Origin of the sequence: Teichococcus aestuarii, assembly GCF_042651065.1 — a bacterium.
GTDB classification, from domain to species: Bacteria; Pseudomonadota; Alphaproteobacteria; order Acetobacterales; family Acetobacteraceae; genus Pseudoroseomonas; species Pseudoroseomonas aestuarii.
Genome location: NZ_JBHSCH010000015.1, coordinates 48363 through 71971, shown reverse-complemented (window position 1 = coordinate 71971; position 23609 = coordinate 48363). Strand labels below are relative to the sequence as shown.

Sequence of the window (23609 nt, the reverse complement as noted above, 5' to 3'; positions counted from 1 at the left end):
CGCGCCGCCTCCCCGGCGTTTCCATCGGGAACAGGCCATGAACATATGCGCCTGAGGAGAAGACCGATGGCCAAGACTCCCGAGAACGATCCGAAGCAGGCGACCGAGAGCACGCCCGGCAACACGGTGAAGGACCCGTCCGACTGGACGACGGGCGACGAGAGCATGACCGGTGCCCAGGCCAGCTACCTCAAGACGCTGAGCGAGGAAGCGGGCATCGACTTCGACGAGACGCTGAGCAAGGCCGAGGCCTCGAAGCGCATCGACGAGCTGCAGGCCAAGACCGGGCGCGGCCGCGACCACTGACCGTGCCGGCGCCGCCAGTCTCCCCCGAAAACTGACAGAGAAAAGATGCGGGAGTCCGGGGGAGAATTCCTTCTCCCCCGGCCTTCCTCAGGTCCCGAGGCTCGCCGCCACTTCGCTCCGCAGCTCGTCGAGCAGCCGCAGCGTGCCGTCCCGCCGCTCCAGGTGCCAGAACAGCCAGCCATTGCAGGAGGGTGCCTCCTGCACGGCGGAGCCGACCTGGTGGATCGAGCCATGGGCCTTGCCGCAGCGGATGGAGCCGTCGGCGTTCACCTCCGCCTCGAAGCGGCGGTGCCGGTCGGTCAGGCGGGCGCCGGGCGGCACCAGGCCGCGCTCCACCAGCGTGCCGAAGGGGATGCGCGGCTGCTCGCGCCTGGTCGGCATCACCAGCATGGCGCTTTCCGACAGCGGCTGGATCGCCTGGATGCGGGCGCGCGCCGCGGCGGCGTAGCCCGGGTCGCGCTCGATGCCGATGTAGCGGCGGCCGAGGCGGCGGGCGACGGCGGCGGTGGTGCCGGTGCCGAGGAAGGGGTCGAGCACCACGTCGCCCGGCGCGGTGCAGGAGAGGATGACCCGGTGCAGCAGCGCCTCCGGCTTCTGCGTCGGGTGCAGCTTGTCGCCCTTGGCGTCGCGCAGCCGCTCATGCCCGGTGCAGAGCGGGATGAACCAGTCCGAGCGCATCTGCACGTCGTCGTTCAGCGACTTCATGGCGGTGTAGTTGAACTTGTAGCGGCTCTCCTGGCCGCGGCTCGCCCAGATCAGCGTCTCGTGCGCGTTGGTGAAGCGCCGGCCGCGGAAGTTCGGCATCGGGTTGGCCTTGCGCCAGATGACGTCGTTCAGGATCCAGAAGTCGAGATCCTGCAGCGCGACGCCGAGGCGGAAGACGTTGTGGTAGCTGCCCATCACCCAGATGGTGCCGTCCTTGCGCAGCACGCGGCGCGCCTCGGTCAGCCAAGCGCGGGTGAAGGCGTCGTAGGCGGCGAGATCGGAGAAGCGGTCCCAGGAATCGTCCACGCCATCGACCACGCTCTCATCCGGCCGCCGCAGCTGGCCCTTGAGTTGCAGGTTGTAGGGCGGATCCGCGAAGATGGCATGCACCGAGGCCGGCGGCAGCGCGCGCAGCATCTCGATGCAATCCCCTTCCAGGATGCAGTCCACCGGCAGATCCAGCCCCGTCCCCACGCCTGCGAAACCCCTCAGCGACTCGAGGGCCGACAATGCGCGGGCCGGAGTCGCGCCGTCAAGCGGGCCGAGTCGCGGTTTCTTTCAGCGGTCTAGAGAAGGGCGAGCTGATCCACCGGCGCGAAGCCCCGGCGGTGATGCGGGCAGGGCCCGAGCTTCAGCAGCGCGGCGCGGTGCGCCGCCGTGGGGTAGCCGGCATGGCGGGCGAAGCCATAGCCCGGCCAGCGCCCGTCCAGCCGCGCCATGGCGCGGTCCCGCGTCACCTTGGCCAGGATCGAGGCGGCGGCGATGGAGAGGCTGAGGCTGTCCCCCTTCACCACGCAGCGCACCTCGCAGGGCAGGCGCGGCGGCTGGTTGCCATCGACCAGCGCCACATCCGGCACGGTGGCCAGCCGCGTCACGGCCCGCAGCATGGCCAGGTGCGTGGCGCGGAGGATGTTGATGCGGCCGATCTCGGCGGCGCTCGCCGCGCCGATGCCGAATTCCAGCACCCCCGCCCGGGCGGCGGCGCGCAGCACGGTGCAGGCGGCCTCGCGCCGCGCCGGGTCGAGCTTCTTGCTGTCGTCCAGCAGCATGGCCAGCGTTTCGGGCGGCTCGCCGTGGAACAGCACGGCGGCGGCCACGACGGGCCCCGCCAGCGGGCCGCGCCCGGCCTCGTCCACCCCTGCCACGCGGCCGCCCGCCGCCCGCTCCAGCGCGTAGTCCGGCATTCAGCCGAGGCTCCCATTCCATGCCCGCCGCCCGGCATAGGGCGCGCGGGCACGCGCCCGCAAGGCTCAGAGCTTGATGTCGTAGGTCTTCCACGGGGTGAGCTGCGCCACCCGGTCATAGACGGCGCGGCCACGGTAGTTGTCCTCGGCCGTGATCCAGCGGATCACGCTCCAGCCCCGGGCGCGGCCGACATCGGCCACCGCGCCGATCAGCGCATCGGCCACGCGCTGGCCACGCGCCGAGGGATCGACGAACAAATCGTCCAGGAAGCCGCCCGTGCTGGCCGAGAGCGGGCGGGCGAAGGGGCGGTAATGCGTCAGGCCCACCGCCTTGCCGTCGGCGTCCAGGGCCAGGAAGCCCTTCACCTCATGCGCCGGGTCCTGCAGCCAGGACCAGACGCGGTCGCGCATCTCCGGCGTCTGCGCCACGCGGTAGAAGGCGGCGTAGCCCTGGTAGAGACGGTCCCAGTCGGCGCGGCGGTCGGTCCCGGGCGGCAGGATGCGCAAGGCGGTCTCGGTCATGGCGGCAAGCTCCTGGCGGAACCGGAGGCCGGTGCCGCGCGTTGTTCTGGCTCCGCCCGTGCAGAAGGCGAAGCTTAACCATGCTGACGCAGACCCAGGCCGAGGTCGAGACACCCCGCTCCGGCGGCCCCCGCCCGAAAGTCCCCTCCCCCTCGCCCGACATGCCGCGCATCGCCGGCCTGCGCTACGTCTCAGACGAGACGCCGGGCCTGACGCGCCGCCGCAGCGGCAAGGGCTGGAGCTTCCGCGACGCCCGGGGCGCCCCGGTGAAGGACAAGGCGGTGATCGCCCGGCTGCGCGCCCTGGCCGTGCCGCCGGCCTGGACGGAGGTGTGGCTCTGCCCGCACGCCAATGGCCACATCCAGGCCACAGGGCGGGACGCCAAGGGCCGCAAGCAGTACCGCTACCACCCCGATTGGCGCGCCGCGCGGGACGCGACGAAGTACCGCCATATCCTGCATTTCGCCCGCATCCTGCCGGCCCTGCGGGCGCGGGTGGAGCAGGACATGGCGGCACGCGGCCTGGGGCGGGAGAAGGTGCTGGCCACCGTGGTCCACCTGCTGGACACCACCCTCATCCGCGTCGGCAACGAGGATTACGCGCAGGCCAATGGCAGCTACGGCCTGACCACCCTGCGCGACCAGCATGTGGATGTGCGCGGGGATGCGATGCGCTTCGCCTTCCGCGGCAAGAGCGGCAAGGAATGGAAGCTCTCGCTGCGCGACCGGCGCGTGGCGCGCGTGGTGCGCGCCTGCCAGGACCTGCCCGGCCAGGACCTCTTCCAGTACCGCGACGAAGCGGGCGAGCTGCAGGGCATCGATTCGGCCGACGTGAACGAATACCTCCGCGAGGCCACGGGCGAGGACATCACCGCCAAGGATTTCCGCACCTGGGCCGGCACGGTGCTGGCCGCCATGGCGCTCTCCGAGTTCGAGGCCTTCGACAGCCAGGCGGCCGCCAAGCGCAACATCCGCGCGGCGGTGGAGCGTGCCGCCGCGCGGCTCGGCAACACCCCCACCATCTGCCGCCAGTGCTACATCCACCCCGAGGTGCTGGACGGCTACCTCCAGGGCGGCCTGCTGGTGCAGGTGAAGCGCGAGGTGGATGCCGAGCTGCGCGAGGACATCTCCGCCCTCAAGCCGGAGGAGGCGGCGGTGCTGGTCTTCCTGCGCCAGCGCCTGGGCGAGGCGGCGAAGCAGGCGGCGTGACAAGGCGGCGGTGGGGCGGCACTCTCCGGCCATGCAGCTCACCGAAGACCTCGCCAGCCGCTTCGCGCGCATCGCGCTCGGCCATGTGGAACGGGAATACCCGAACAAGCTCGCCCACGCCCTGGCCGGGCCGGAGGATGCCGGCACGCCGCGCCAGCTCTACCCGGTGTTCTTTGGCAGCTTCGACTGGCATTCCTGCGTGCATGGCTACTGGATGCTGGCGCATCTGCTGGCGCGCTTCCCCTCGATGGAACCGGCGGAGGACATCCGCGCCCTCTTCGCCCGCAATCTCACCCCGGAGAAGATCGGCGGCGAATGCGCCTACCTCGCCCGGCCGCTCTCGCGCGGCTTCGAGCGGCCCTATGGCTGGGCCTGGGCGCTGAAGCTCTGCGCCACCCTGCGCGGCACGCCCTGGGAGGCCGCCGTGGCGCCGCTGGGCGCCGTCATCGAGCAGCGCTTCCGCGACTTCCTGCCCAAGGCCACCTATCCGGTGCGGGTGGGGACGCATTTCAACACCGCCTTCGCCCTGCGCCTCGCCGCTGATTACGCGGATGCCGGCTTCCTGGCCCTGCTGCGCGACACCGCCCGCCGCTGGTACGGCGCCGACCGCGACGCCCCCGCCTGGGGCGAGCCTTCGGGGGACGATTTCCTCTCCGGCACGCTGATCGAGGCGGAGGCGATGCGCCGCCTGCTGCCGCCGGAGGAGTTCGCCCCCTGGTGCCGCGCCTTCCTGCCGCGCCTGGCGCAGCGCGAGCCGGCGGCGCTCTTCACCCCCGCCACGGTCAGCGACCGCAGCGACGGCAAGATCGCGCATCTGGACGGTCTGAATCTCAGCCGCGCCTGGTGCTGGCGTGGCCTGGGGCAGAAGCGGGCCGCGGAAGCCCATCTGGCGGCCGGCCTGCCGCATGTGGCGGGCGACTACATGGGCGAGCACTGGCTGGCCAGCTTCGCCGTCCTGGCCCTGGAGGAGGGCGGCGGGTGATGCCCGCCCGCCGGCCCTTCCGCCCCCCCTCCACGCCCCAGAGGACAGGCGGGGGGCAGGGCCGGACGGCCGCGGCGTGCCGTCAGGCGAAGCCGGGCTTCGAGGGCAGGCCGCTCCTCTTGAGCAGGGCGACGACCGGGCAGAGGCCGGTGAAGGAGGCCTGCACCAGATGGGCGCCCATCAAGCCGGTCAGCCAGAGCCACCGGATGTCGTGATAGACTGCCAGGAGCACGCTCCCCAGCACCACGACACCGACGACCAGCAGGATCATCCGTTCGAGGGTCATGTCCGTCTCCTTCATGCCCAGAAGGCCAAATGAAGGCACAGCGACCGTTCCGGATCAACAAGGATTTCCGGCCGGGAGGCCGCCAGGGGCCACCCGGCCCCCGGCAGCGGCCGAAGGAGGGCCGGGGGAAGCCGCGCTTCCCCCGGACGCGTCACTCCGCCGCCTGGGCGTAATCCTCCAGCGGCGCGCAGGTGCAGACCAGGTTGCGGTCGCCATAGACGTTGTCCACCCGCTTCACGGGGGGCCAATACTTGTGGGCGGCCACATAGGGCAGCGGGAAGGCCGCCTCCTGCCGGCTGTAGGGGTGCGTCCACTCCGTGGCGGCGATCTCGCCGGCGGTGTGGGGCGCATTCTTCAGCGGGTTGTCGGCGCGGTCCATGCGGCCCTGCTCCACGGCGCGAATTTCGCCACGGATGGCGATCATCGCGTCGCAAAACCGGTCCAGCTCCGCCTTGGTCTCGCTCTCGGTGGGCTCCACCATCAGCGTGCCGGCCACCGGCCAGGACATGGTCGGCGCGTGGAAGCCATAGTCCTGCAGGCGCTTGGCGATGTCCTCGACCAGCACGCCGCCGCCCTGCTGGAAGCCGCGGCAGTCCAGGATGCACTCATGCGCCACCATGCCGCGCGCGCCCTTGTAGAGCACGGGGAAGTGCCCCTCCAGCCGCCGCGCGATGTAGTTGGCGTTGAGGATGGCGACCTGCGTGGCGCGCGTCAGCGCCTCCGGCCCCATCATGCGGATGTAGGCGTAGCTGATGGGCAGGATGGAGGCGCTGCCGAAGGGCGCAGCCGAGACGGGGCCATAGCCGGTGGCGGGGCCGGCCTCGGCCAGCAGCGGGTGGTTCGGCAAATGCGGCGCGAGATGCGCGGCCACGCCGATCGGGCCGACGCCCGGGCCCCCGCCGCCATGCGGGATGCAGAAGGTCTTGTGCAGGTTCAGGTGGCAGACATCGGCGCCGATCCGGCCGGGGGCGGTCAGGCCCACCTGCGCGTTCATGTTGGCGCCGTCCATGTAGACCTGCCCGCCGGCCGCGTGCACCGCCTCGCAGATGCGGATGATCTCCTCCTCGAACACGCCATGCGTCGAGGGATAGGTGACCATCAGCGCGGAGAGTTTTTGCGCGTGCTGCGCGATCTTGGCTTCGAGGTCCGCGAGATCGACGTTGCCGTCGCGGTCGCAGCCGACCACCACCACGCGCATCCCCGCCATCACCGCCGAGGCGGGGTTGGTGCCATGCGCCGAGGAGGGGATGAGGCAGATGTCCCGCTGCCCCTCGCCGCGCGCCTTATGATAGGCGCGGATGGCGAGCAGCCCGGCATACTCGCCCTGGCTGCCGGCATTCGGCTGCAACGACACCGCCGCGAAGCCGGTGATGGTGGCGAGCCACCCCTCTAGCCGCCGGATCAGCGCGATGTAGCCCGCCGCTTGGTCGACCGGCGCGAAGGGATGAAGGTTGCCGAAGCCGGGGAAGGTGACCGGGATCATCTCCGCCGTGGCGTTCAGCTTCATCGTGCAGGAACCGAGCGGGATCATGCTGCGGTTCAGCGCGACGTCCTTGTCCTCCAGCGCCTTCAGGTAGCGGAGCATGGCGTGCTCCGCGTGGTGGCTGTTGAACACGTTCGCGGTCAGGAAGTCCGAGCCGCGTGCCAGCGCCTCCGGCACGCCGCCCTGCGGCGAAAGCCCGGCCAGCGCCACCGCCTTGCCGCCCACCTGCGCCAGGATGGCGACCAGCGTCTCCAGCTCGGCGCGGCTCACCGTCTCGTCCAGCGCGATGCCGACGCCGGTGGCGTCGATGCGGCGCAGGTTGAAGCCGCTGGAGAGGGCCTCGGCCATCAGCGCGTCGGCGCGGGCGCCGGCCTCGATGGCGATGGTGTCGAAGAAGGCGTCGTGCCGCAGCGTGAAGCCGGCGCGCATGGCGGCATCGGCCAGCAGCCGCGCCTGGAGCGAGACGCGGCGGGCGATGCGGCGCAGCCCCTCCGGCCCGTGCCACACCGCATACATGCCGGCCATCACCGCCAGCAGCACCTGCGCGGTGCAGATGTTGGAGGTGGCCTTCTCGCGGCGGATATGCTGCTCGCGCGTCTGCAGCGCCAGGCGCATGGCCGGCCGCCCGGCGGCATCGACCGAGACGCCGACGAGACGGCCCGGCATCAACCGCTTGTAGGCATCCTTCACCGCCATGAAGGCAGCGTGCGGGCCGCCATAGCCCATCGGCACGCCGAAGCGCTGGGAGGAGCCGATGACCACATCGGCGCCCATCTCGCCGGGCGGCGTCAGCAGCACCAGCGAGAGCGGGTCGGCGCTCACGATGGCCAGCCCGCCCGCCTTCTGCGCGGCGGCGATCTCGGGGGCGATGTCGCGCACCGCGCCGGTGCTGCCCGGATATTGCAGCACCAGGGCAAACGGCTTCTGCGCCTCACAGGCCGCCGCGACCTCCGCCACCGGCACCACGGCCACCGTCAGCCCCAGCGGCTCGGCGCGGGTCTGGATGACGGCGAGCGTCTGCGGGTGGACATCGGCCGCCACCAGCAGGGTGTGGGAGCGGCCCTTGGTGGCGGCCAGCGCGACCGCCATGGCCTCGGCGGCGGCGGTGGCCTCGTCCAGCAGAGAGGCGTTCGCCACCGGTAGGCCGGTGAGGTCGCAGACCATGGTCTGGAAGTTGACCAGCGCCTCCAGCCGCCCTTGGGCGATCTCGGCCTGGTAGGGCGTGTAGGCCGTGTACCAGCCCGGATTCTCCAGCACGTTGCGCAGGATGACCGGCGGCACATGCGTGCCGTGGTAGCCCAGGCCGATCAGCGAGCGGCGCGGCTGGTTCAGCTCCGAGAGGCCGCGCAGCTCGGCGATGGCCTCCGCCTCCGACACCGGAGGAGGCAGCTGGGAAAAATCCTGGCCGCGGATGGCGGCGGGGACGGTGCGCTCGGCCAGCGCCTCCAGGCTCTCCACCCCCACCGCCTCCAGCATGGCGGCGATCTCCGCCTCGCCGGGGCCGATATGGCGGGCGGCGAAGGCGCCGTGGTCCTCCAGCGCCGCCAGCTCGTCCAGAACCCCGGTCATGCCTGGCTGTCCACGAAGGACTGGTAGGCCCCGGCATCCATCAGCGCGTCGATCTCCGCCGTATCGGCCGGCTCGATCTTGAAGAACCAGCCGCCCTCGGTGGGGGCGGAGTTCACCAGGGAGGGATCGTCCGGCAGGGCGGCGTTGACCTCGACGATCTTGCCCGCGATCGGGGCATAGACGTCGGAGGCCGCCTTCACGCTCTCCACCACGGCGATGGCATCGCCCGCCGCCACCTCGCGCCCCACCTCGGGCAGGTCGACGAACACCACGTCGCCCAGCGCCGTCTGCGCGTGGTCGGTGATGCCGATGGTGGCCACGCCACCCTCCAGCCGCACCCACTCGTGATCCTTGGAGAATTTCAGCTCGGCCATCGGGGCAGGTCCTTATCGGGCGTAACGGTGGGGGACGAAGGGGGTGGCGGCGACGCGGGCGGGCAGAGCCTTGCCGCGCACCATCAGCTCGAGCGCCGTGCCATCGGCGGCGTGCGGGCGGGCGACATAGCCCATGGCGCAGGGGCCGTTCAGCGAGGGGCCGAAGGTGCCGCTGGTCACCTCGCCCACCGTCTCACCCGCCAGGGCGATGGCGGTGTGGGCGCGGGCCGGCTGGCGGCCCTCCGGCAGCAGGCCGACGCGCAGCCGGCGGGGGCCGTTGTCCAGCTCCTCCCGCGCCCGCTCGGCGCCGGGGAAGTCCCATGCCATGCGGCGGCGCTTGCCGATGGTCCAGACCAGCGCGGCCTCGACCGGGCTGGTCGTCTCGTCGATGTCGTTGCCGTAGAGGCAGAGCCCGGCCTCGAGCCGCAGCGAATCCCGCGCCCCCAGCCCGGCCGGCACGGCGCCGGGCAGCGCCAGCAGGGCCTTCGCCAGCGCCTCGGCCCGCTCCGCCGGCACGCTGATCTCGACGCCGTCCTCGCCCGTGTAGCCGCTGCGGCTGACCAGCACGGGGATGCCGGCGATCTCCAGCCGCGCCACGCCCATGAAGGGCAGCGCCGCCACGCCGGGCGCCAGCGTCGCCAGCAGCGGCACCGCCTGCGGGCCCTGGAAGGCCAGCAGCGCGCGGTCCTCCAGCCGGTTGAGGCGCACGCCCGCGGGCAGCACCGCCTCGATGGCGGGCAGGTCCACCTGCTTGCGGCTGGCGTTCACCACCAGGAAGAGGCCGCCCTCGCCCAGATTGGCCACCATGAAATCGTCCAGAATGCCGCCCGATTCGGTGGTCAGCAGCCCGTATTTCTGCCGGCCCGGCTTCAGGATCTGGATGTCGGCCGGCGTCAGGCGCTCCAGCGCGGCGGCCGCGCCCTCGCCCACCAGCTCGGCCTGGCCCATGTGGGAGACGTCGAACAGCGCGGCGCCGGCGCGGGTGGCCAGGTGCTCGGCCAGGATGCCGGCCGGGTACTGCACCGGCATGAGGTAGCCGGCGAAGGGCACCATCTTGCCGCCCAGTTCGCGGTGCAGCGACGCCAGGGGCGTCTCCAGCAGGGGGGTCTCAACCAGGGACTCGGCCACGCAGCCTCCAGCGCCGCGCGAAGGCGGCGGGTCAGGGTTCGTGGCCCCCCTCTGTCCGATGACCTGAGAGATTCAGCGCGGGCGTTGGCGCGCCTTACTCCGTCGGTGCCGAAGCCTGTCTCCAGGCGGCGGGCTTTCCAGAGGTCCCTTCCCCACGCGGCCCTTCTGCCTGAGCGTTTCCGGGGGCCGGTTGCGCCTTCGGCGATGGCAAGCTGCCATTCTCTCCCGCGTGGGATCTGCGGGTGCCGATCCATCTGCCCGAGCGCCCGCCCCGGCGCAAGGGGCGAGAGCGCCGGGCGCGGCGAAATCCTCCCCCCGGCCTCAGCGCGGGCCGCGCGCCCGGTTCAGCGCCAGCTCCTCGGGGCTGAGCACGAAGCCGAGCCAGACCTGCTTGCGCGCCGCCGCCTGCGGGCTGCCGGGGATGCGGACGGTCACCTCCTCCCCCCGGCTCTGGATGCGCGAGACATTGGCCGGGAACTCCACCCGCATGGCATAGGCCTGCCGCGCGAGGATGCGGTTCTCTCCCTCCGCCACCGCCACCATATAGGGGATCTCGGCGGCGCGGCCCGTGGCCGCCGGGCCGCGCTCGGCCGTGAAGGCCGGCGTCAGCGTCACATCCAGCCCAGCCCCTCCGGGCGCGTAGTCGCAGCGCGCCTGGAAGCCGGCGACGGAGGCATTCAGCTCCATGGCCGTCAGGTCCCGCCCGCCCCCGGCGCGGAAGCGCGTCAGGTCCGCGGCATCGGCCAGGATGGCCACGCGCGGGCAGGGCGCCGTCATCTGCGGCAGGGCGCCGCCGCCGCCGCACCCGGCCAGCAGCAGGAGCACGCCGCCCATCGCCGCCATCTTGCCGCTTCGGAGGTTCCGCGCCTTGACCATGCTGCCACTCTTCCTCTTAGTGCCGCGTCCGGATGCCACGGCCCCCTGGCCCGGCACCACCCTGTGAAGCGACCGCCCGTGAACGCCAACGCCCCCATCGGACAGGCCAGCATGACCGTCAAGCCCGCCCTGCATGTCCTGCTCGCCGGCCCGCGCGGCTTCTGCGCCGGTGTGGACCGCGCGATCAAGATCGTCGAGGAATCCCTGCGCCGCTTCGGCGCGCCGGTCTATGTCCGGCACGAGATCGTGCACAACAAGTTCGTCGTGCAGAGCCTGGAGGCGCAGGGCGCCATCTTCGTCGAGGAACTGGACGAGGTGCCGGCCGACGCGCCGGTGGTGTTCAGCGCCCATGGCGTGCCGAAATCCGTGCCCGCCGAGGCGCGGCGGCGCAACATGGTCTATCTCGACGCCACCTGCCCGCTCGTCTCCAAGGTGCACCGCGAGGCGGAGCGCCACGCCGCCGCCGGCCGGCACATCCTGCTGATCGGGCATGCGGGCCACCCGGAGGTGATCGGCACCATGGGCCAGCTGGAGCCCGGCACCGTCACGCTGGTGGAGACGGTGGCCGAGGCCGAGACGGTGCGGCCGCCCGAAGGGCCGCTCGCCTTCACCACCCAGACCACCCTCTCGGTGGACGACACGGCGGAGATCGTGGCCACGCTGGCGGGGCGCTTCCCGCACCTCGTGGGGCCGGCCAAGGAGGATATCTGCTACGCCACCACCAACCGCCAGGCGGCGGTCAAGGCGATCGCGGCGCGGTCCGGGATGGTGGTGGTGGTGGGTGCCCCCAACTCCTCCAACAGCGTGCGGCTGCGCGAGGTGGCGGAGCGCGCCGGCTGCCCGCGCGCCATCATGGTGCAGCGCGGGCGGGAGTTGGACCCGGCCCTGGCTGATGGCGTCGGCACCCTCGGCATCACCGCCGGCGCCAGCGCGCCGGACGTGCTGGTGCAGGAGGTGCTGGAGCGGCTGCGCGAGCGCTTCACCCTCACCGTCGAGGAGGTGGTGGTGGCGGAGGAGAGCGTGGTGTTCAAGCTGCCGGCGGCGCTGGCGAAGTAGCGCGCCGCCCGATCACGGCCCCCGGCAGCAGGACACGCGCCAGAACACACGGTGGAACACGCGGCGGGGGATTGCCGCGGAGGCCGGGGCGCGGCATTGCGCCCTGTGCGGGCCGTGCCCGTGGCGCGCGGCGGGGGTGCCGGCGGGGGTTTCATCAGAGCGGGGCGCCGATGGCGGTCTATACCGAGGTCTCCGACGAGGCGCTGCGCGCGTTCCTCGCCGATTACGATTTGGGCGAGCTGCTCGCCTTCCGCGGCATCGCCGAGGGGGTGGAGAACAGCAACTTCGCGCTGAAGACCAGCGAGGGCGGCGACTTCGTGCTCACCCTCTACGAGAAGCGCGTGGACCCGGCCGAGCTGCCCTGGTTCCTCGGGCTGATGCGCCACCTGGCGGCGCAGGGCGTCTCCTGCCCGCTGCCCGTGGCGGGGCGGGACGGCATCGCGCTGCGCGAGCTGGCCGGGCGGCCGGCGGCCATCTGCACCTTCCTGCCCGGCGTCTGGCCGCGCCGGGTGCGGCAGGAGCATTGCGCGCCGCTGGCCGCCGCGCTGGCGGCGCTGCGCGGCACCGGCGAGGGCTTCCGCGCCGAGCGGCCGAACGGCCTCGGCCCGCGCGCCTGGGCGCCGCTGCTGGAGCGCTGCCGCGCCGGCGGCGACGCGGTGCAGCCCGGCCTCGTGGCCGAGCTGGAGGGGCATCTGGAGGGCATCCTGCGCGACTGGCCGCGCGGCCTGCCGCGCGGGCACATCCATGCCGACCTGTTCCCCGACAACGTGTTCTTCCTGGAGGAGGAGCGCGGCACCCCCCGCGTCTCCGGCCTCATCGACTTCTACTTCGCCTGCACCGACTACCTGGCCTACGACCTGGCGGTATGCCTGAACGCCTGGTGCTTTGAGCCGGACCTCGCCTTCAACGTCACCAAGGCCCGCGCCCTGCTCGGCGCCTACCAGGCGATGCGGCCGCTGAGCGCCGCCGAGCTGGAGGCGCTGCCCGTGCTCTGCCGCGGCGCCGCCATCCGCTTCCTGCTGACGCGCCTGTACGACTGGACGCACACCCCCCCCGGCGCGCTGGTGACGCGCAAGGACCCGCTGGAATATCTCCGCCGCCTGCGCTTCCACGCCGCCGCGCGCGATGTTGGCGCCTATGGCCTCTGACCCCTTCCAGGACACCCCGGCCGAGGCGGCGGAGCGCGTGGTGGAGATCTGGACCGATGGCGGCTGCAAGCCGAACCCCGGCCCGGGCGGCTGGGCGGCCATCCTGCGCTTCGGGAGCGTGGAGAAGGAGCTTTCCGGCTACGACGCCGCCACCACCAACAACCGCATGGAGCTGACCGCCGCCTGCATGGCGCTGGAGGCGCTGAAGCGCCCCTGCACCGTGAAGCTGCACACCGACAGCGAGTATGTGCGCAACGGCATCAGCCGCTGGATCCATGGCTGGGTGCGCAACAACTGGCGCAACGCGGCGAAGGATCCGGTGGCGAATTACGAGCTGTGGCAGCGCCTGCTGGCCGCCGCGAAGCCGCACAAGGTGGAATGGCTCTGGGTGCGCGGCCATGCCGGCGACCCGATGAACGAGCGGGCCGACCAGCTCGCCACCGCCGCCCGCCAGTCGGGCGGGGGCTGAGGTGAGGCCCGGCTTCCCGGCGGGCAGCCTGCTCGCCGCCCTGCTCGGCGGGGAGGCGCCGGTGGAGGCGCGCCGCGCCGCGCGGCGCCTGCGCGCCGAGGGCGCCCCGGCCCTGGCGGCCGATGCCGAGATCGTCGCCCTGGCGGACGGGCTGGCCGGCACCGGGGTGGCGCATTCACCCGCCGTGTTGGACGCGCTGCCGCCGCTGTTCTGGATCGAGGCGCCGGAGGAGATGGCTGGGGCGGAGATGGCTGGGGCGGAGATGGCGGGGACGGAGGTGGCGGGCGCCGCCCCGCTCCGGGGCTGGGTGGTGGAGAAGCGCGGGGACGGCCTCGCCGCGCGCGGCTTCAGCCTCGCCGTCGGAGCGGAGGCGCTGCCGGAGCCGGCGGGCGACACGGCGCTGGCCTTCGGCGGCCATCCCGTGCCGGAGGCGGCTGCGGCCCGCGCGCTGCGCGGCCTGGCCGCCGCCGTGGCGCTGCCGGAGATGCTGGCGCAGATGGGGGAATCCTCCCCCGTCCTGCTGCTGCCGGCCGAGGCGCCGGCGGAGGACGCGCTCCTGCTGCGCGGCCTCCGGCTCTCCGTCGCCCTGGCACGGGATTCGGCGCCCGGCTGAGCGCCACCGGCTGAGCGGCGCCCTCAGCCCGGCCGCAGCAGCGCGGAGCCGGCGCCCAGCGCCGCCCGCGCCGCCTCGTATTCCCGCCGCAGCCGGCCGACCAGCGCCGCGGCCGGCTCCACGGCGGTGACGGCGCCGATCCCCTGCCCCGAGCCCCAGATGTCCTTCCAGGCCTTCTTGCGGTCGGAGGAGAAATCCATGCGCGAGGGGTCGGAGACGGGGAGATCGTCCGGGTCCAGCCCGGCATTGGCGATCGAGCCGCGCAGGTAGTTGCCGTGCACGCCGGTGAAGAGGTTGCTGTAGACGATGTCGCCGGCGCTGCCCTCGACGATCATGCGCTTGTAGGCCTCGGCCGCCCGCGCCTCCTCGGTGGCGATGAAGGCGCTGCCGATATAGGCGAAATCCGCCCCCATGGCCTGCGCCGCCAGGATCGACCGCCCGCTGGCGATGGCGCCCGAGAGGGCGATGGGGCCGTCGAACCAGGCGCGCGTCTCCTGCACCAGCGCGAAGGGGGAGAGGCTGCCGGCATGGCCGCCGGCGCCGGCCGCCACCAGGATCAGCCCGTCCGCGCCCTTGTCGATGGCGCTGTGGGCGAAGCGCTGGTTGATGACGTCGTGCATCACATGCCCGCCATAGGCGTGGACGGCCTCGTTCACCTCGCGCCGGGCGCCGAGCGAGGTGATGATCAGCGGCACGCGGTGCCGCGCGCACAGCGCCAGGTCCTGCTCCAGCCGGTCGTTCGAGCGGTGGACGATGAGGTTGATGGCAAAGGGCGCGGCCGGCGCCCCGGGGTGGGCGGCGTCGTGCGCGTCCAGCCGCTCGCGGATCTCGGCCAGCCATTCGTCGAGCTGCGAGAGCGGCCTTGCGTTCAGCGAGGGCATGCTGCCCACCACCCCGGCGCAGCACTGGGCGACCACCAGATCCGGCACGGAGATGATGAACAGCGGCGAGCCGATCACCGGCAGGGCGAGCCGGCCACGGAGCGAGTCGAGCAGGGTCATGGCAGGAGGATTCCCGGTCAGGTGTGGCACGGCCGATCCTCGCCGAAGAACGCGGCGGCGCCAATGCGCGGAGCTGGCGCGCGGAGTTGGGGCGCGGAGCCGGGGCGCCGGCAACCGGAAGGGAGCAACCAGGAAGGGGCGGCGCGGCTTAGAGAGGGCGGGCGGTGGAAATCCCGGTGCGCGGGAACCCCCCGTGGCTCCGCCGGTAGGTGGGGCATGGCCGGCGACCGGCCGGCACCCGCTCGCATCATCCGGAGGCTTCCTGCATGTCTGAAACCCGACACCGCCCCGTGCTGGTCATCACCGGCGGCTCCTCTGGCATCGGCCGTTGCACGGCGGCGCTGTTTGCGCGGCAGGGCTGGGACGTCGGGCTGATCGCCCGCGGCCGCAACGGGCTGGAATCCGCCCAGGAGGAGGTGCGCCAGGGCGGCGCCCGCACCGCCATCGCCGAGGCCGACGTGTCCGACCCGGCGGCGCTGGAGCAGGCCGCGGCCGCCATCGAGGCGGAGCTGGGCCCGATCGACGCCTGGGTGAACTGCGCCGGGGTCAGCGCCTATGGCCGCTTCATGGACCTGCCCGAGGCGGACTACGAGCGGGTGACGCGCGTCACCTATCTCGGCGTGGTGAACGGCACGCGCGTGGCGCTGCGGCGGATGCTGCCGCGCAACCACGGCAACATCGTCAATGTCGGCTCGGCCGTGGCGCTGCGGGCGGTGCCGATGCAGTCCGCCTATTCCGCCGCCAAGCACGCCGTGGCCGGCTTCACCGAGGCGCTGCGGGCGGAGCTGATCGAGGCGCGCAGCGCGGTGCAGATGGGCATCGTGCACCCGCCCTCGACCAACACGCCCTTCTTCAGCCATGCCGCCTCGCACCTGCCGGAAGGGGGCGTGCCGCGCCCGCCGCCGCCGGTCTACGCGCCGGAGCTGAGCGCGGAGGCGATCCACCTGGCGGTGACGCAGAACCGCCGCTCGGTGCGGGTGGGCGGGCAGACCGCCGCCTTCGGCGTGGCCAATGCCGTGATGCCGGGGGCGCTGGACTGGCTGCTCGGCCATTTCGGCACCACCGCCACCCAGGTGACGCATTCCGACCGCATCGCCGCGCAGCGGGACGAGACGCTGCACCGCCCCTCCTTCCGCGCCTCGCCCGTGCACGGGCCGTTCGGCGGCGAGACGCTGACGCGCAGCGTGCAGATGGCGCTGGCGCGCAACCCGGTGCTCTGCGTCGGCCTCGGCGTGGCGGCGCTGGCCGTGATGGCCTCGATGATGCCGCGCCGCCGCTGAGGGCCGCGAGTTCCAGGGGGCGCCGCCCCCTGGAGCATCAATCCTCGGCCGTCACCAGCCCGTCGGCGATGTCCCGCGCCACCAGCGCCGGGTCGCGCGTGGCGGGGTCGCCCATGCCGCCGCCGCCGGGCAGCTTCAGCAGCAACCGCCGCCCCTTGGGGATGACCTGGAAGCCCTTGGTGCGCAGCAGCGTGCCGTCATCCAGCCCGACCCAGCCCGCCGCGCCGTCGCCGCCGCCATCGCGGCCGCGCGGGGCATTGGCCACGCGGTCGAAAATGGCGTTCACCGCGAACTCCGCCTCGCCCTTGGTGCCGATCTCCATGATCTGGCCGAAGCCGCCGCGGGTGCGGCCCGGCCCGGCGGAATCCGGCCGCAGCTCCTTCTTCCAGAACACCACGGGCGCCACGTTCTCGGTCGCTTCCACCGGCATGGTGCGCACGCCGGAGGGGAAGGCGGTGCCGTCCAGCCCGTCCCGCGCCGGGCGGGCGCCCGTGCCGCCGGAGTTGAAGGTGATGACCTCGAAATCCGGCAGCTCGGCCTCGCCGCCCGAGACCTGGGCGCCGCCGCGCAGCGGCGGGTTCCACAGGCAGGAGGAGCCCTCGGCCGTCACGCGGTCCGGCACCGCCTGGTGCAGGCAGCCCATCATCAGGTCCGGCAGGAGCTGCCCCACCACATGCCGCACACTGACCGGGAAGGGCCGCGGCGCGTTGAGGATGCAGCCCTCGGGGATCTCCATGCGGAAGGGGGCGAGGCTGGCCCAGTTGTTCGGGATCTCGGGCGCCACGACGCATTTGATGCCGAAGCAGGAATAGGCCCGGCAATAGGGCGCCGGCACGTTGATGCCGCGCCCCGAGAGGCCCGAGGTGCCGGCGAAGTCCACCGTGATGTGGTCCTCGTGCAGCGTCATCGACGCCTTCAACGTGACGGGCGCCTCGTAGCCGTCGCTGCGGATGCTGGCGGCGTAGGTGCCGCGCGGCAGCTTGGCGATCTCCGCGATGGTGGCGGCCAGCGAACTGTCAAAAATGTACTCGGCCAGCGGGTCGATGCTGTCCATGCCGAACTCGTCGAGCATCTCGACCAGGCGCTTGATGCCGGCATCGTTGCAGGCGCAGAGGGAATAGACGTCGCCCTCCAGCTCGACCGGCGTGCGGGAGCCCGCGCGGATGAAGTCGAAGAAGGTCTCGTTGGCGCGGCCCTGGTCGAAGCATTTGACGATGGGGATGTACATCCCCTCCTCGAAGACGCTGCGCCCCTCCGGCCCCATGCCGAGGCCGCCCACATCGATGACATGCGCGGTGTTGGCGAAGAGGCCGACGATCTTGCCGTTGCGGAAGGCGGGCGAGACGACGGTGAGGTCGTGCAGGTGGCCGGTGCCGAGCCAGGGGTCGTTGGTGATGTAGTGGTCGCCGGGCTTCATCGTCTCGGCCGGGAACTTGGCCAGGAAGTGGCCGACCGATTCCATCATCGAGTTCACGTGGCCCGGCGTGCCGGTCACGGCCTGGGCCAGCATCCGGCCCTTGAGGTCGAAGATACCGGCGGAGAGGTCGCCCGCCTCGCGCACCGTGGTGCTGAAGGCGGTGCGGATCATGGTCTGCGCCTGCTCCTCCACCACCGCGATCAGGCGGTTCCACTGGATCTGGCGCTGGATCTTCTCGAGGGCGTTCATCGGTTGCGCGTCCATGTCACGCGGCCTCCTTGGTTAGTTCCAGGTATCCGAGGGCATCCATGCGGCAGGTCCAGCCGGGGCCGACCAGGGTGCTGGTCTCCGCCTCGGCGACGATGCAGGGGCCGGGCAGCGTGGCGCCGGGCACCAGATGCTCGCGGTCATACACGGCCCAGTCGGAGACGGTGCCATCGGTGGTGTCGCGCACCGCCTGGGTGCGGATGGGGGCGGGTGCCGCCGCCCCGGCCACCGCGCCGGCGGGCGCCACCTCGGGCAGTACGGTGGCCACCGTCACGGCGAAGGAGAGGATCTCCACGTCGCTGCCCGGCACGGGGCGGTCGTAGAAGCGGGAATACTCGGCATCGTATTCGGCGCGGATGGCGGCGACATCGGCCTCCGTCAGGTCGCGCGCCGGCAGCGCCACCGAGATCTCGTGGCCCTGGCCGACATAGCGCATATAGGCGATGCGCGTCTCGGAGAGCGCCGCGCCGAAGCTGCCCTGCGCCACCACGCCGCGCGCCTCGGCCGACATGGCGGCGAGCAGCCCGTTCACCGCCGCCACGTCGAAGCTGCGGAAGCGCTGGTAGAGGCTCTTCACCACCTCGTAGCCGACCGGCGCGCGCAGGAAGCCGATGGCGCTGCCGACGCCAGCGCCCGAGGGCACCAGCATCCGCGTCACGCCGATCTTCTCCGCCACGCGGTAGCCATGCACCGGCCCGCCGCCGCCGAAGGCGATGATGGCGCGCCCCTCATAGCCCTTGCCGCTCTCGATGGCGTGGACACGGGCGGCGTTGGCCATGTTCTCGTCGACCATCTCGACCACGCCGAGCGCCGCCATCTCCGGCGCCAGCCCGAGCTTCTGGCCGACATGCTCCTCCAGCGCGGCGAGCGCCGGCGGCACCTGGAGTGGGAACTGCCCGCCGGCGAACAGCGCCGGCTCGTAGCGGCCGAGCGCCAGGTTGGCATCCGTCACCGCCGGGTGGCTGCCGCCGCGGCCGTAGCAGGCCGGACCGGGGTCGGCGCCGGCGCTCTCCGGCCCCACCTGGATGCGGCCGAGGCTGTCCACCTGCGCCAGGCTGCCGCCGCCGGCGCCGATCTCCACCATCTCGATGACCGGGATGCGCAGCGGCAGGCCCGAGCCCTTCTTGAAGCGGCCGACGCGCGCCACCTCGAAGCTGCGGCTGGCCTGGGGCTGGAAGCCGTCGATCAGGCAGACCTTGGCGGTGGTGCCGCCCATGTCGAAGGAGAGCACCTTCTCCAGCCCGCGCTGGCGCGCGACGTAAGCCGAGAAGATAGCGCCGCCGGCCGGGCCGGATTCCACGAGACGGATGGGGAAGCGCGCGGCGGTTTCCACCGTGGTCAGGCCACCGCCGGAGAGCATCATGAAGAAGGGGCAGGCGAAGCCGCCCTCGGCCAGCCCCTGTTGCAGACGGCCGAGATAGCTGGCCATCAGCGGCTGTACATAGGCGTTGGCGACGGTGGTGGAGAAGCGCTCCCACTCCCGCATCTCGGGCGAGACCTCGGAGGAGAGGGAGACCCGCACCTCCGGCCATTCCTCGGCCAGGATCTCGGCGGCGCGGCGCTCATGCGCCGGGTTGACGAAGGCGTGCAGGAAGCCGATGGCGACGCTCTCGATGCCCTCGGCCTTCATGAAGGCGATCCGCTCGCGCAGCGCCGCCTCGTCCAGCGGCAGCAGGACCTTGCCTTCGTTGTCCAGCCGCTCCGGCACGGGCAGGCGCCAGCGGCGCGGCACCAGCGGCTCCGGCAGGGCGATGTTCAGGTCGTACTGGTCGTAGCGGGATTCGTTGCCGAGGGCGAGCACGTCGCGGAACCCCTCGGTGGTGAGCAGCGCCGTCCGCGCGCCCTTGCGCTCGATGACGGCATTGGTGGCCAGCGTCGTGCCGTGGATGAACAGCGCCACGTCGGCGGGCTGGATCCCGGCCTTGTCCAGCACCACGCGGATGCCTTCCAGCACGCCCAGCTCCGGCGCGTGCGGGGTGGTGAGCACCTTCGCGGTCCAGCGCTCCCCGCCGCGCTCCAGCGCGAGATCCGTGAAGGTTCCTCCGATGTCGGAGGCCAAACGAGCAGAAGGCATCAGTCCAAACTCTCCCGGTCCGTGGCGGCCGGGGAGTGTTCACCGCTTCAGCGGTGGTGAAAAGCCGTCTTCGGCTTTTAATCGGGTTGGGCTGCCCGCGCCTGCCTCTCCCGCGCGCACTCTCTGGCGAAGCCTGCGGCAGCCAGACAGAAAGAAGATGGGCGCCAACATATATGTTGGCGGGGGAATTCCTTCCCCTGGCCTTGCCCCGTCAGACGGGTTCCTCGCTCCCGAAGGCGACGGGCGGCGTCCACCCCTGCCCCGGAATGGCCGCCATCAGCGCCCTCGTGTACTCGTGCGACGGCCGGGCGAAGACCTCCGCGACGGTGCCGTTCTCCACCACCTCGCCCTCGCGCATCACCGCCACATGGTCGCAGAGCTGCGCCGCCACGCGCAGGTCGTGGGTGATGAAGACGATGGAGAGGCCGAGCTGCACGCGCAGCCGCGCCAGCAGCTTGAGCACCTGGGCCTGGACGGAGACATCGAGCGCCGAGACCGGCTCGTCCGCCACCAGCACGCGCGGCCGCATGGCGAGCGCCCGCGCCAGCCCGATGCGCTGCCGCTGGCCGCCCGAGAATTCGTGCGGGAAGCGGTCCAGCGCCGCGGGGTCGAGCCCCACCAGGGCGAACAGCTCGCGCGCCCGCTCATAGGCCTCGGCCTTGGGCGTGCCGTGGATGATGGGCCCCTGCGCCACCAGTTCGCCCACCCGGCGGCGGGGGTTGAGGCTGGCATAGGGATCCTGGAACACCATCTGCACCTGCGGCGCGGCCTTGCGGAGTTCCTCCCGCGAAAGGGCCAGGCGGTCCTGCCCCTCCAGCCGGATCGCGCCGCCATCCGGGTCCAGCAGCCGGACGATGCAGCGGGCCAGCGTGGACTTGCCCGAGCCGCTCTCGCCCACGATGCCCAGCGTGCCACCACGCGGCAGGCTGAGGGAGACATCCTTCACCGCGTGGGTGACGCGCCGGTTGCGCTTCAGCCAGCCGCCCTTGCGGTAGGTCTTGGAGACGTGGTCGATCTCCAGCACCGCCTCGGCCGAGACGGGCTGCGCCGGCGGCGGCGCCAGCGGCGGCACGGCGGCGACGAGAGCGCGGGTATAGGGGTGCTGCGGCCGGTTCAGCACCTCCTCGGCCGGCCCCTGCTCCACCAGCAGGCCGCGGCGCATCACCGCCACGCGGTCGGCGATATCGGCCACCACGCCGAAATCATGGGTGATGAACAGCACGGCGGTGCCGGTGCGGCGCTGCATGTCGCGGATCAGGTGCAGGATCTGCGCCTGGGTCGTCACGTCGAGCGCGGTGGTCGGCTCGTCGCAGATGAGCAGCTTCGGCTCCAGGGCAAGGGCCATGGCGATCATGGCGCGCTGCCGCTGGCCGCCCGAGAGCTCGTGCGGATAGGCACGCGCGGCGCCCTCAGGGTCGGGGATGCGCACATCCGCCAGCAGCGCCAGCACGCGCCGGTCGATCTCGGCGCCGGAGAGCTGGGTGTGGATGCGGAACATCTCGGCGATCTGGCTGCCGATGCGGCGCAGCGGGTTCAGCGCCGTCATCGGCTCCTGGAACACCATGCCGATGCGCGCGCCGCGCAGCCGGCGCATCTCGGCCGGCGGCAGGGTCAGCAGGTCCCGCCCCTCGAACAGGATGCGCCCCGCCGTGGCGCGCACCCCCTCGGGCAGCAGCCCCATCACCGCGCCGGCGGTGAGCGACTTGCCGGAGCCGCTCTCCCCCACCACGCAGAGGATCTCGTTGGGCGCGAGGCGGAGCGAGACATCCTCCAGCGCGTGCGGGCGGTCGGCGCCCTTGGGCAGGGCGACGGTGAGGCCCTCGATCGAGAGCAGAGTGTTGTCGCTCATCGGCCCTTCAGCCTCGGGTTCAGCGCGTCGTTCAGCCCCTGGCCGACCAGCGAGACGCCGAGCACGGTGAGCAGGATCACCACGCCCGGGATGGCCGAGACATACCATTGCACGCGCAGCACGCCGCGCCCGGCGCCGATCAGGTTGCCCCAGCTCGGCACGTTGGGGTCGGAGAGGTTGAGGAAGGCCAGCGCGCTCTCCAGCAGGATGGCCACCGCCATGATGACGCTGGCATAGACGATGACCGGCGGCAGCGCGTTGGGCAGGATCTCGCGGAAGATGATCTGCGCGTCGCGCATCCCCAGTACGCGGCAGGCCTGCACGAACTCCCGGTTGCGGAGTGTCAGGAACTCGGCCCGCGTCAGCCGCGCCGAGGGCGGCCAGGAGACGATGCCGATGGCGATGGTGACGAAGGTGATGTCCGAGCCGAACACCGCCACCAGCACCAGCAGCAGGATGAAGTTGGGCAGGGTCTGGAACGCCTCGGTGACGCGCATCAGCACGTCGTCCACCCAGCCGCCGTAGAAGCCCGAGATGGCGCCGATGACGATGCCGATGGCGATGGCAATGACCGTGGCGACCAGCCCGATCAGCAGCGAGACGCGGGCGCCGTGGAAGATCTGCGCCGCGATGTCCCGCCCGGTGTTGTCGGTGCCGAGCCAGAAGCGCGGGTTGTCCATCGGCCATTGCAGCGGCCGCCCCGCCAGCGAGAGCGGGTCGCGCGGGAAGACGAAGGGCGCGGAGAGCGCCATGCCGATGACCGCCAGCACCAGCAGCAGGCCGACCACCGCCGCCGGGTTGCGCGCGTAGCGCCTCAGGAATCCGAGCATCCCCTCAGCGCCCCGACGCGATGCGTGGATCGAGCTTGGCGTACAGCATGTCTACGATGAAGTTGATGGCGATGACCAGCAGCGCCGAGACGAAGACGATGCCGAGCAGGGTGTTCACGTCGCGCTGCACCACCGATTCATAGGCCAGCCGCCCGAGGCCGGGCAGCGCGAAGACGCTCTCCACCACCACCGAGCCGCCGAGCATGGTGCCCGCCTGCAGCCCCATCAGCGTGACGCCGGGCAGCAGCGCGTTGCGCAGCACATGGCGCAGCACCACCGCCGTCTCGCCCAGCCCCTTGGCGCGGGCGGTGCGGACGAAATCCAGCGTCAGCACCTCCAGCATCGAGGCGCGCATGATGCGGAGGTAGGTGGCGAGGTAGGTGAGCGCCAGCGTCGCCACCGGCAGGATGAGATGCCAGGCGATGTCCAGCACCCGCGTCAGGCCTGTGTTGCCGCTGCCGATCTGCTCGAAGCCGCCGGCCGGCAGCCAGGCGAGGCGGATGGCGAAGACCACGATGCCCATCATGCCGAACCAGAAGGAGGGGGTGGCGTAGAACACCAGCCCCAGCGTCGAGATCAGCGTGTCCGGCCAGCGGTTAACGCGGCGCGCGGCGAGCACGCCGAGCGCCATGCCGGCGGCGAAGGCGAAGCTCAGCGCGCTCACCATCAGCAGCAACGTCACCGGCAGCCGCTCCAGGATCACCTCGGCCACCGGCTTGCCATAGATGGCGGAGAAGCCGAGGTCGAGCGTCACCAGCCGCAGCAGGTAGCGGCCGAGCTGTACCACCACCGGCGCGTCCAGCCCGTAGAAGGTGCGGAGCTGCTCGGCCATGGCCGGGTCGCCGCCGCCCATCTGGGCGATCAGCGCGTCCACCGTGTCGCCCGGGGCGAGCTGCAGCAACAGGAACAGCCCGACCAGGATCAGCAGCAGGGTCGGCAGGCTGGCCGCCAGCCGGCGCAGCGCGAGCAGCAGGATCTGCAT

General features: G+C 72.2%; 22 protein-coding genes and 2 riboswitches. Of the genes, 8 read left to right on the top strand and 14 right to left on the bottom strand.

The features are described 5' to 3' along the window. Positions 1-66: 66 nt before the first annotated feature. The gene (locus ACFOY6_RS08770; protein WP_109518250.1) at positions 67-306 is read left to right on the top strand and encodes a DUF3072 domain-containing protein; all 240 of its coding nucleotides are present in this window, start codon (positions 67-69) and stop codon (positions 304-306) included. A gap of 87 nt (positions 307-393) precedes the next feature. Here the strand turns inward: ACFOY6_RS08770 and ACFOY6_RS08765 are convergent, their stop codons facing one another. The 3 genes from ACFOY6_RS08765 to ACFOY6_RS08755 form a co-directional block, all read right to left on the bottom strand. Then, positions 394-1485 carry a site-specific DNA-methyltransferase gene (locus ACFOY6_RS08765; protein WP_379650175.1) on the bottom strand — a complete coding sequence of 364 codons (1092 nt, stop codon included), beginning with the start codon at positions 1483-1485 and terminating at the stop codon, positions 394-396. Positions 1486-1577: 92 nt separating this feature from the next. Continuing rightward, entirely contained in the window at positions 1578-2195 is a 618-nt protein-coding gene (locus ACFOY6_RS08760) for a ribonuclease HII (protein ID WP_109518248.1), read from the bottom strand. A gap of 66 nt (positions 2196-2261) precedes the next feature. Then, on the bottom strand, positions 2262-2717 hold the full coding sequence (locus tag ACFOY6_RS08755; protein ID WP_109518247.1) for a GNAT family N-acetyltransferase: 456 nt from the start codon (positions 2715-2717) through the stop codon (positions 2262-2264). Between the two features lie 80 nt (positions 2718-2797). Between ACFOY6_RS08755 and ACFOY6_RS08750 the strand changes: the two genes are divergently transcribed. Together ACFOY6_RS08750 and ACFOY6_RS08745 are read left to right on the top strand one after the other, a co-directional pair. Continuing rightward, positions 2798-3925 (top strand): DNA topoisomerase IB, encoded by a 1128-nt coding sequence (locus tag ACFOY6_RS08750; protein WP_379650173.1) that lies wholly within the window; start codon positions 2798-2800, stop codon positions 3923-3925. Positions 3926-3956: 31 nt separating this feature from the next. Continuing rightward, positions 3957-4907, top strand: a complete 951-nt coding sequence (locus ACFOY6_RS08745) for a DUF2891 domain-containing protein (RefSeq protein ID WP_379650171.1) — start codon at positions 3957-3959, stop codon at positions 4905-4907. An 82-nt stretch (positions 4908-4989) separates the two neighbouring features. Here the strand turns inward: ACFOY6_RS08745 and ACFOY6_RS08740 are convergent, their stop codons facing one another. The 5 genes from ACFOY6_RS08740 to ACFOY6_RS08720 form a co-directional block, all read right to left on the bottom strand. Next, complete coding sequence (locus ACFOY6_RS08740) at positions 4990-5193, bottom strand: YgaP family membrane protein (RefSeq protein ID WP_109518323.1); 204 nt, start codon at positions 5191-5193, stop codon at positions 4990-4992. 151 nt (positions 5194-5344) lie between these two features. After that, a complete protein-coding gene (gcvP, locus tag ACFOY6_RS08735; protein ID WP_379650169.1) occupies positions 5345-8245 on the bottom strand; it encodes an aminomethyl-transferring glycine dehydrogenase in 2901 nt (966 codons plus the stop codon). Further along, positions 8242-8619, bottom strand: a complete 378-nt coding sequence (gene gcvH, locus ACFOY6_RS08730; RefSeq protein WP_109518245.1) for a glycine cleavage system protein GcvH — start codon at positions 8617-8619, stop codon at positions 8242-8244. The genes gcvP and gcvH overlap by 4 nt, the downstream gene beginning before the upstream one ends. A 12-nt stretch (positions 8620-8631) precedes the next feature. Further along, positions 8632-9747, bottom strand: coding sequence for a glycine cleavage system aminomethyltransferase GcvT (gene gcvT, locus ACFOY6_RS08725; protein WP_379650166.1), 1116 nt, complete (start codon positions 9745-9747; stop codon positions 8632-8634). A gap of 48 nt (positions 9748-9795) precedes the next feature. Next, positions 9796-9891: riboswitch (glycine riboswitch) on the bottom strand. Between the two features lie 3 nt (positions 9892-9894). Next, positions 9895-9985, bottom strand: a riboswitch (glycine riboswitch). An 83-nt stretch (positions 9986-10068) separates the two neighbouring features. Further along, positions 10069-10623 carry a hypothetical protein gene (locus tag ACFOY6_RS08720; protein ID WP_379650164.1) on the bottom strand — a complete coding sequence of 185 codons (555 nt, stop codon included), beginning with the start codon at positions 10621-10623 and terminating at the stop codon, positions 10069-10071. Between the two features lie 111 nt (positions 10624-10734). Here ACFOY6_RS08720 and ispH point away from each other — a divergent pair, with 111 nt between their 5' ends. The 4 genes from ispH (at position 10735) to ACFOY6_RS08700 (ending at position 13909) form a co-directional block, all read left to right on the top strand. Continuing rightward, positions 10735-11679 (top strand): 4-hydroxy-3-methylbut-2-enyl diphosphate reductase, encoded by a 945-nt coding sequence (ispH, locus tag ACFOY6_RS08715; RefSeq protein WP_379650162.1) that lies wholly within the window; start codon positions 10735-10737, stop codon positions 11677-11679. Positions 11680-11849: 170 nt separating this feature from the next. After that, positions 11850-12827, top strand: a complete 978-nt coding sequence (locus ACFOY6_RS08710; protein ID WP_379650160.1) for a homoserine kinase — start codon at positions 11850-11852, stop codon at positions 12825-12827. Continuing rightward, complete coding sequence (rnhA, locus tag ACFOY6_RS08705; RefSeq protein ID WP_379635304.1) at positions 12817-13296, top strand: ribonuclease HI; 480 nt, start codon at positions 12817-12819, stop codon at positions 13294-13296. The genes ACFOY6_RS08710 and rnhA overlap by 11 nt, the downstream gene beginning before the upstream one ends. Before the next feature lies 1 nt (position 13297). Then, complete coding sequence (locus tag ACFOY6_RS08700) at positions 13298-13909, top strand: hypothetical protein (RefSeq protein ID WP_379650158.1); 612 nt, start codon at positions 13298-13300, stop codon at positions 13907-13909. 23 nt (positions 13910-13932) lie between these two features. Here the strand turns inward: ACFOY6_RS08700 and ACFOY6_RS08695 are convergent, their stop codons facing one another. Beyond that, positions 13933-14910, bottom strand: a complete 978-nt coding sequence (locus ACFOY6_RS08695; protein WP_109516703.1) for an NAD(P)H-dependent flavin oxidoreductase — start codon at positions 14908-14910, stop codon at positions 13933-13935. A gap of 266 nt (positions 14911-15176) precedes the next feature. Here ACFOY6_RS08695 and ACFOY6_RS08690 point away from each other — a divergent pair, with 266 nt between their 5' ends. After that, positions 15177-16190, top strand: a complete 1014-nt coding sequence (locus tag ACFOY6_RS08690) for an SDR family oxidoreductase (protein WP_109516702.1) — start codon at positions 15177-15179, stop codon at positions 16188-16190. Positions 16191-16227: 37 nt separating this feature from the next. Here the strand turns inward: ACFOY6_RS08690 and ACFOY6_RS08685 are convergent, their stop codons facing one another. From ACFOY6_RS08685 to ACFOY6_RS08665, 5 genes are all read right to left on the bottom strand, one after another. Then, positions 16228-17871, bottom strand: coding sequence for a hydantoinase B/oxoprolinase family protein (locus ACFOY6_RS08685; RefSeq protein ID WP_379635313.1), 1644 nt, complete (start codon positions 17869-17871; stop codon positions 16228-16230). Between the two features lies 1 nt (position 17872). Continuing rightward, the gene (locus ACFOY6_RS08680) at positions 17873-19948 is read right to left on the bottom strand and encodes a hydantoinase/oxoprolinase family protein (protein WP_379635315.1); all 2076 of its coding nucleotides are present in this window, start codon (positions 19946-19948) and stop codon (positions 17873-17875) included. A 211-nt stretch (positions 19949-20159) separates the two neighbouring features. Continuing rightward, positions 20160-21797, bottom strand: a complete 1638-nt coding sequence (locus ACFOY6_RS08675) for an ABC transporter ATP-binding protein (RefSeq protein ID WP_379635316.1) — start codon at positions 21795-21797, stop codon at positions 20160-20162. Further along, positions 21794-22627: an ABC transporter permease gene (locus ACFOY6_RS08670; RefSeq protein WP_379635317.1), complete on the bottom strand. Its 834-nt coding sequence runs from the start codon at positions 22625-22627 to the stop codon at positions 21794-21796. The genes ACFOY6_RS08675 and ACFOY6_RS08670 overlap by 4 nt, the downstream gene beginning before the upstream one ends. 4 nt (positions 22628-22631) lie before the next feature. After that, complete coding sequence (locus tag ACFOY6_RS08665) at positions 22632-23609, bottom strand: ABC transporter permease (protein WP_109516697.1); 978 nt, start codon at positions 23607-23609, stop codon at positions 22632-22634.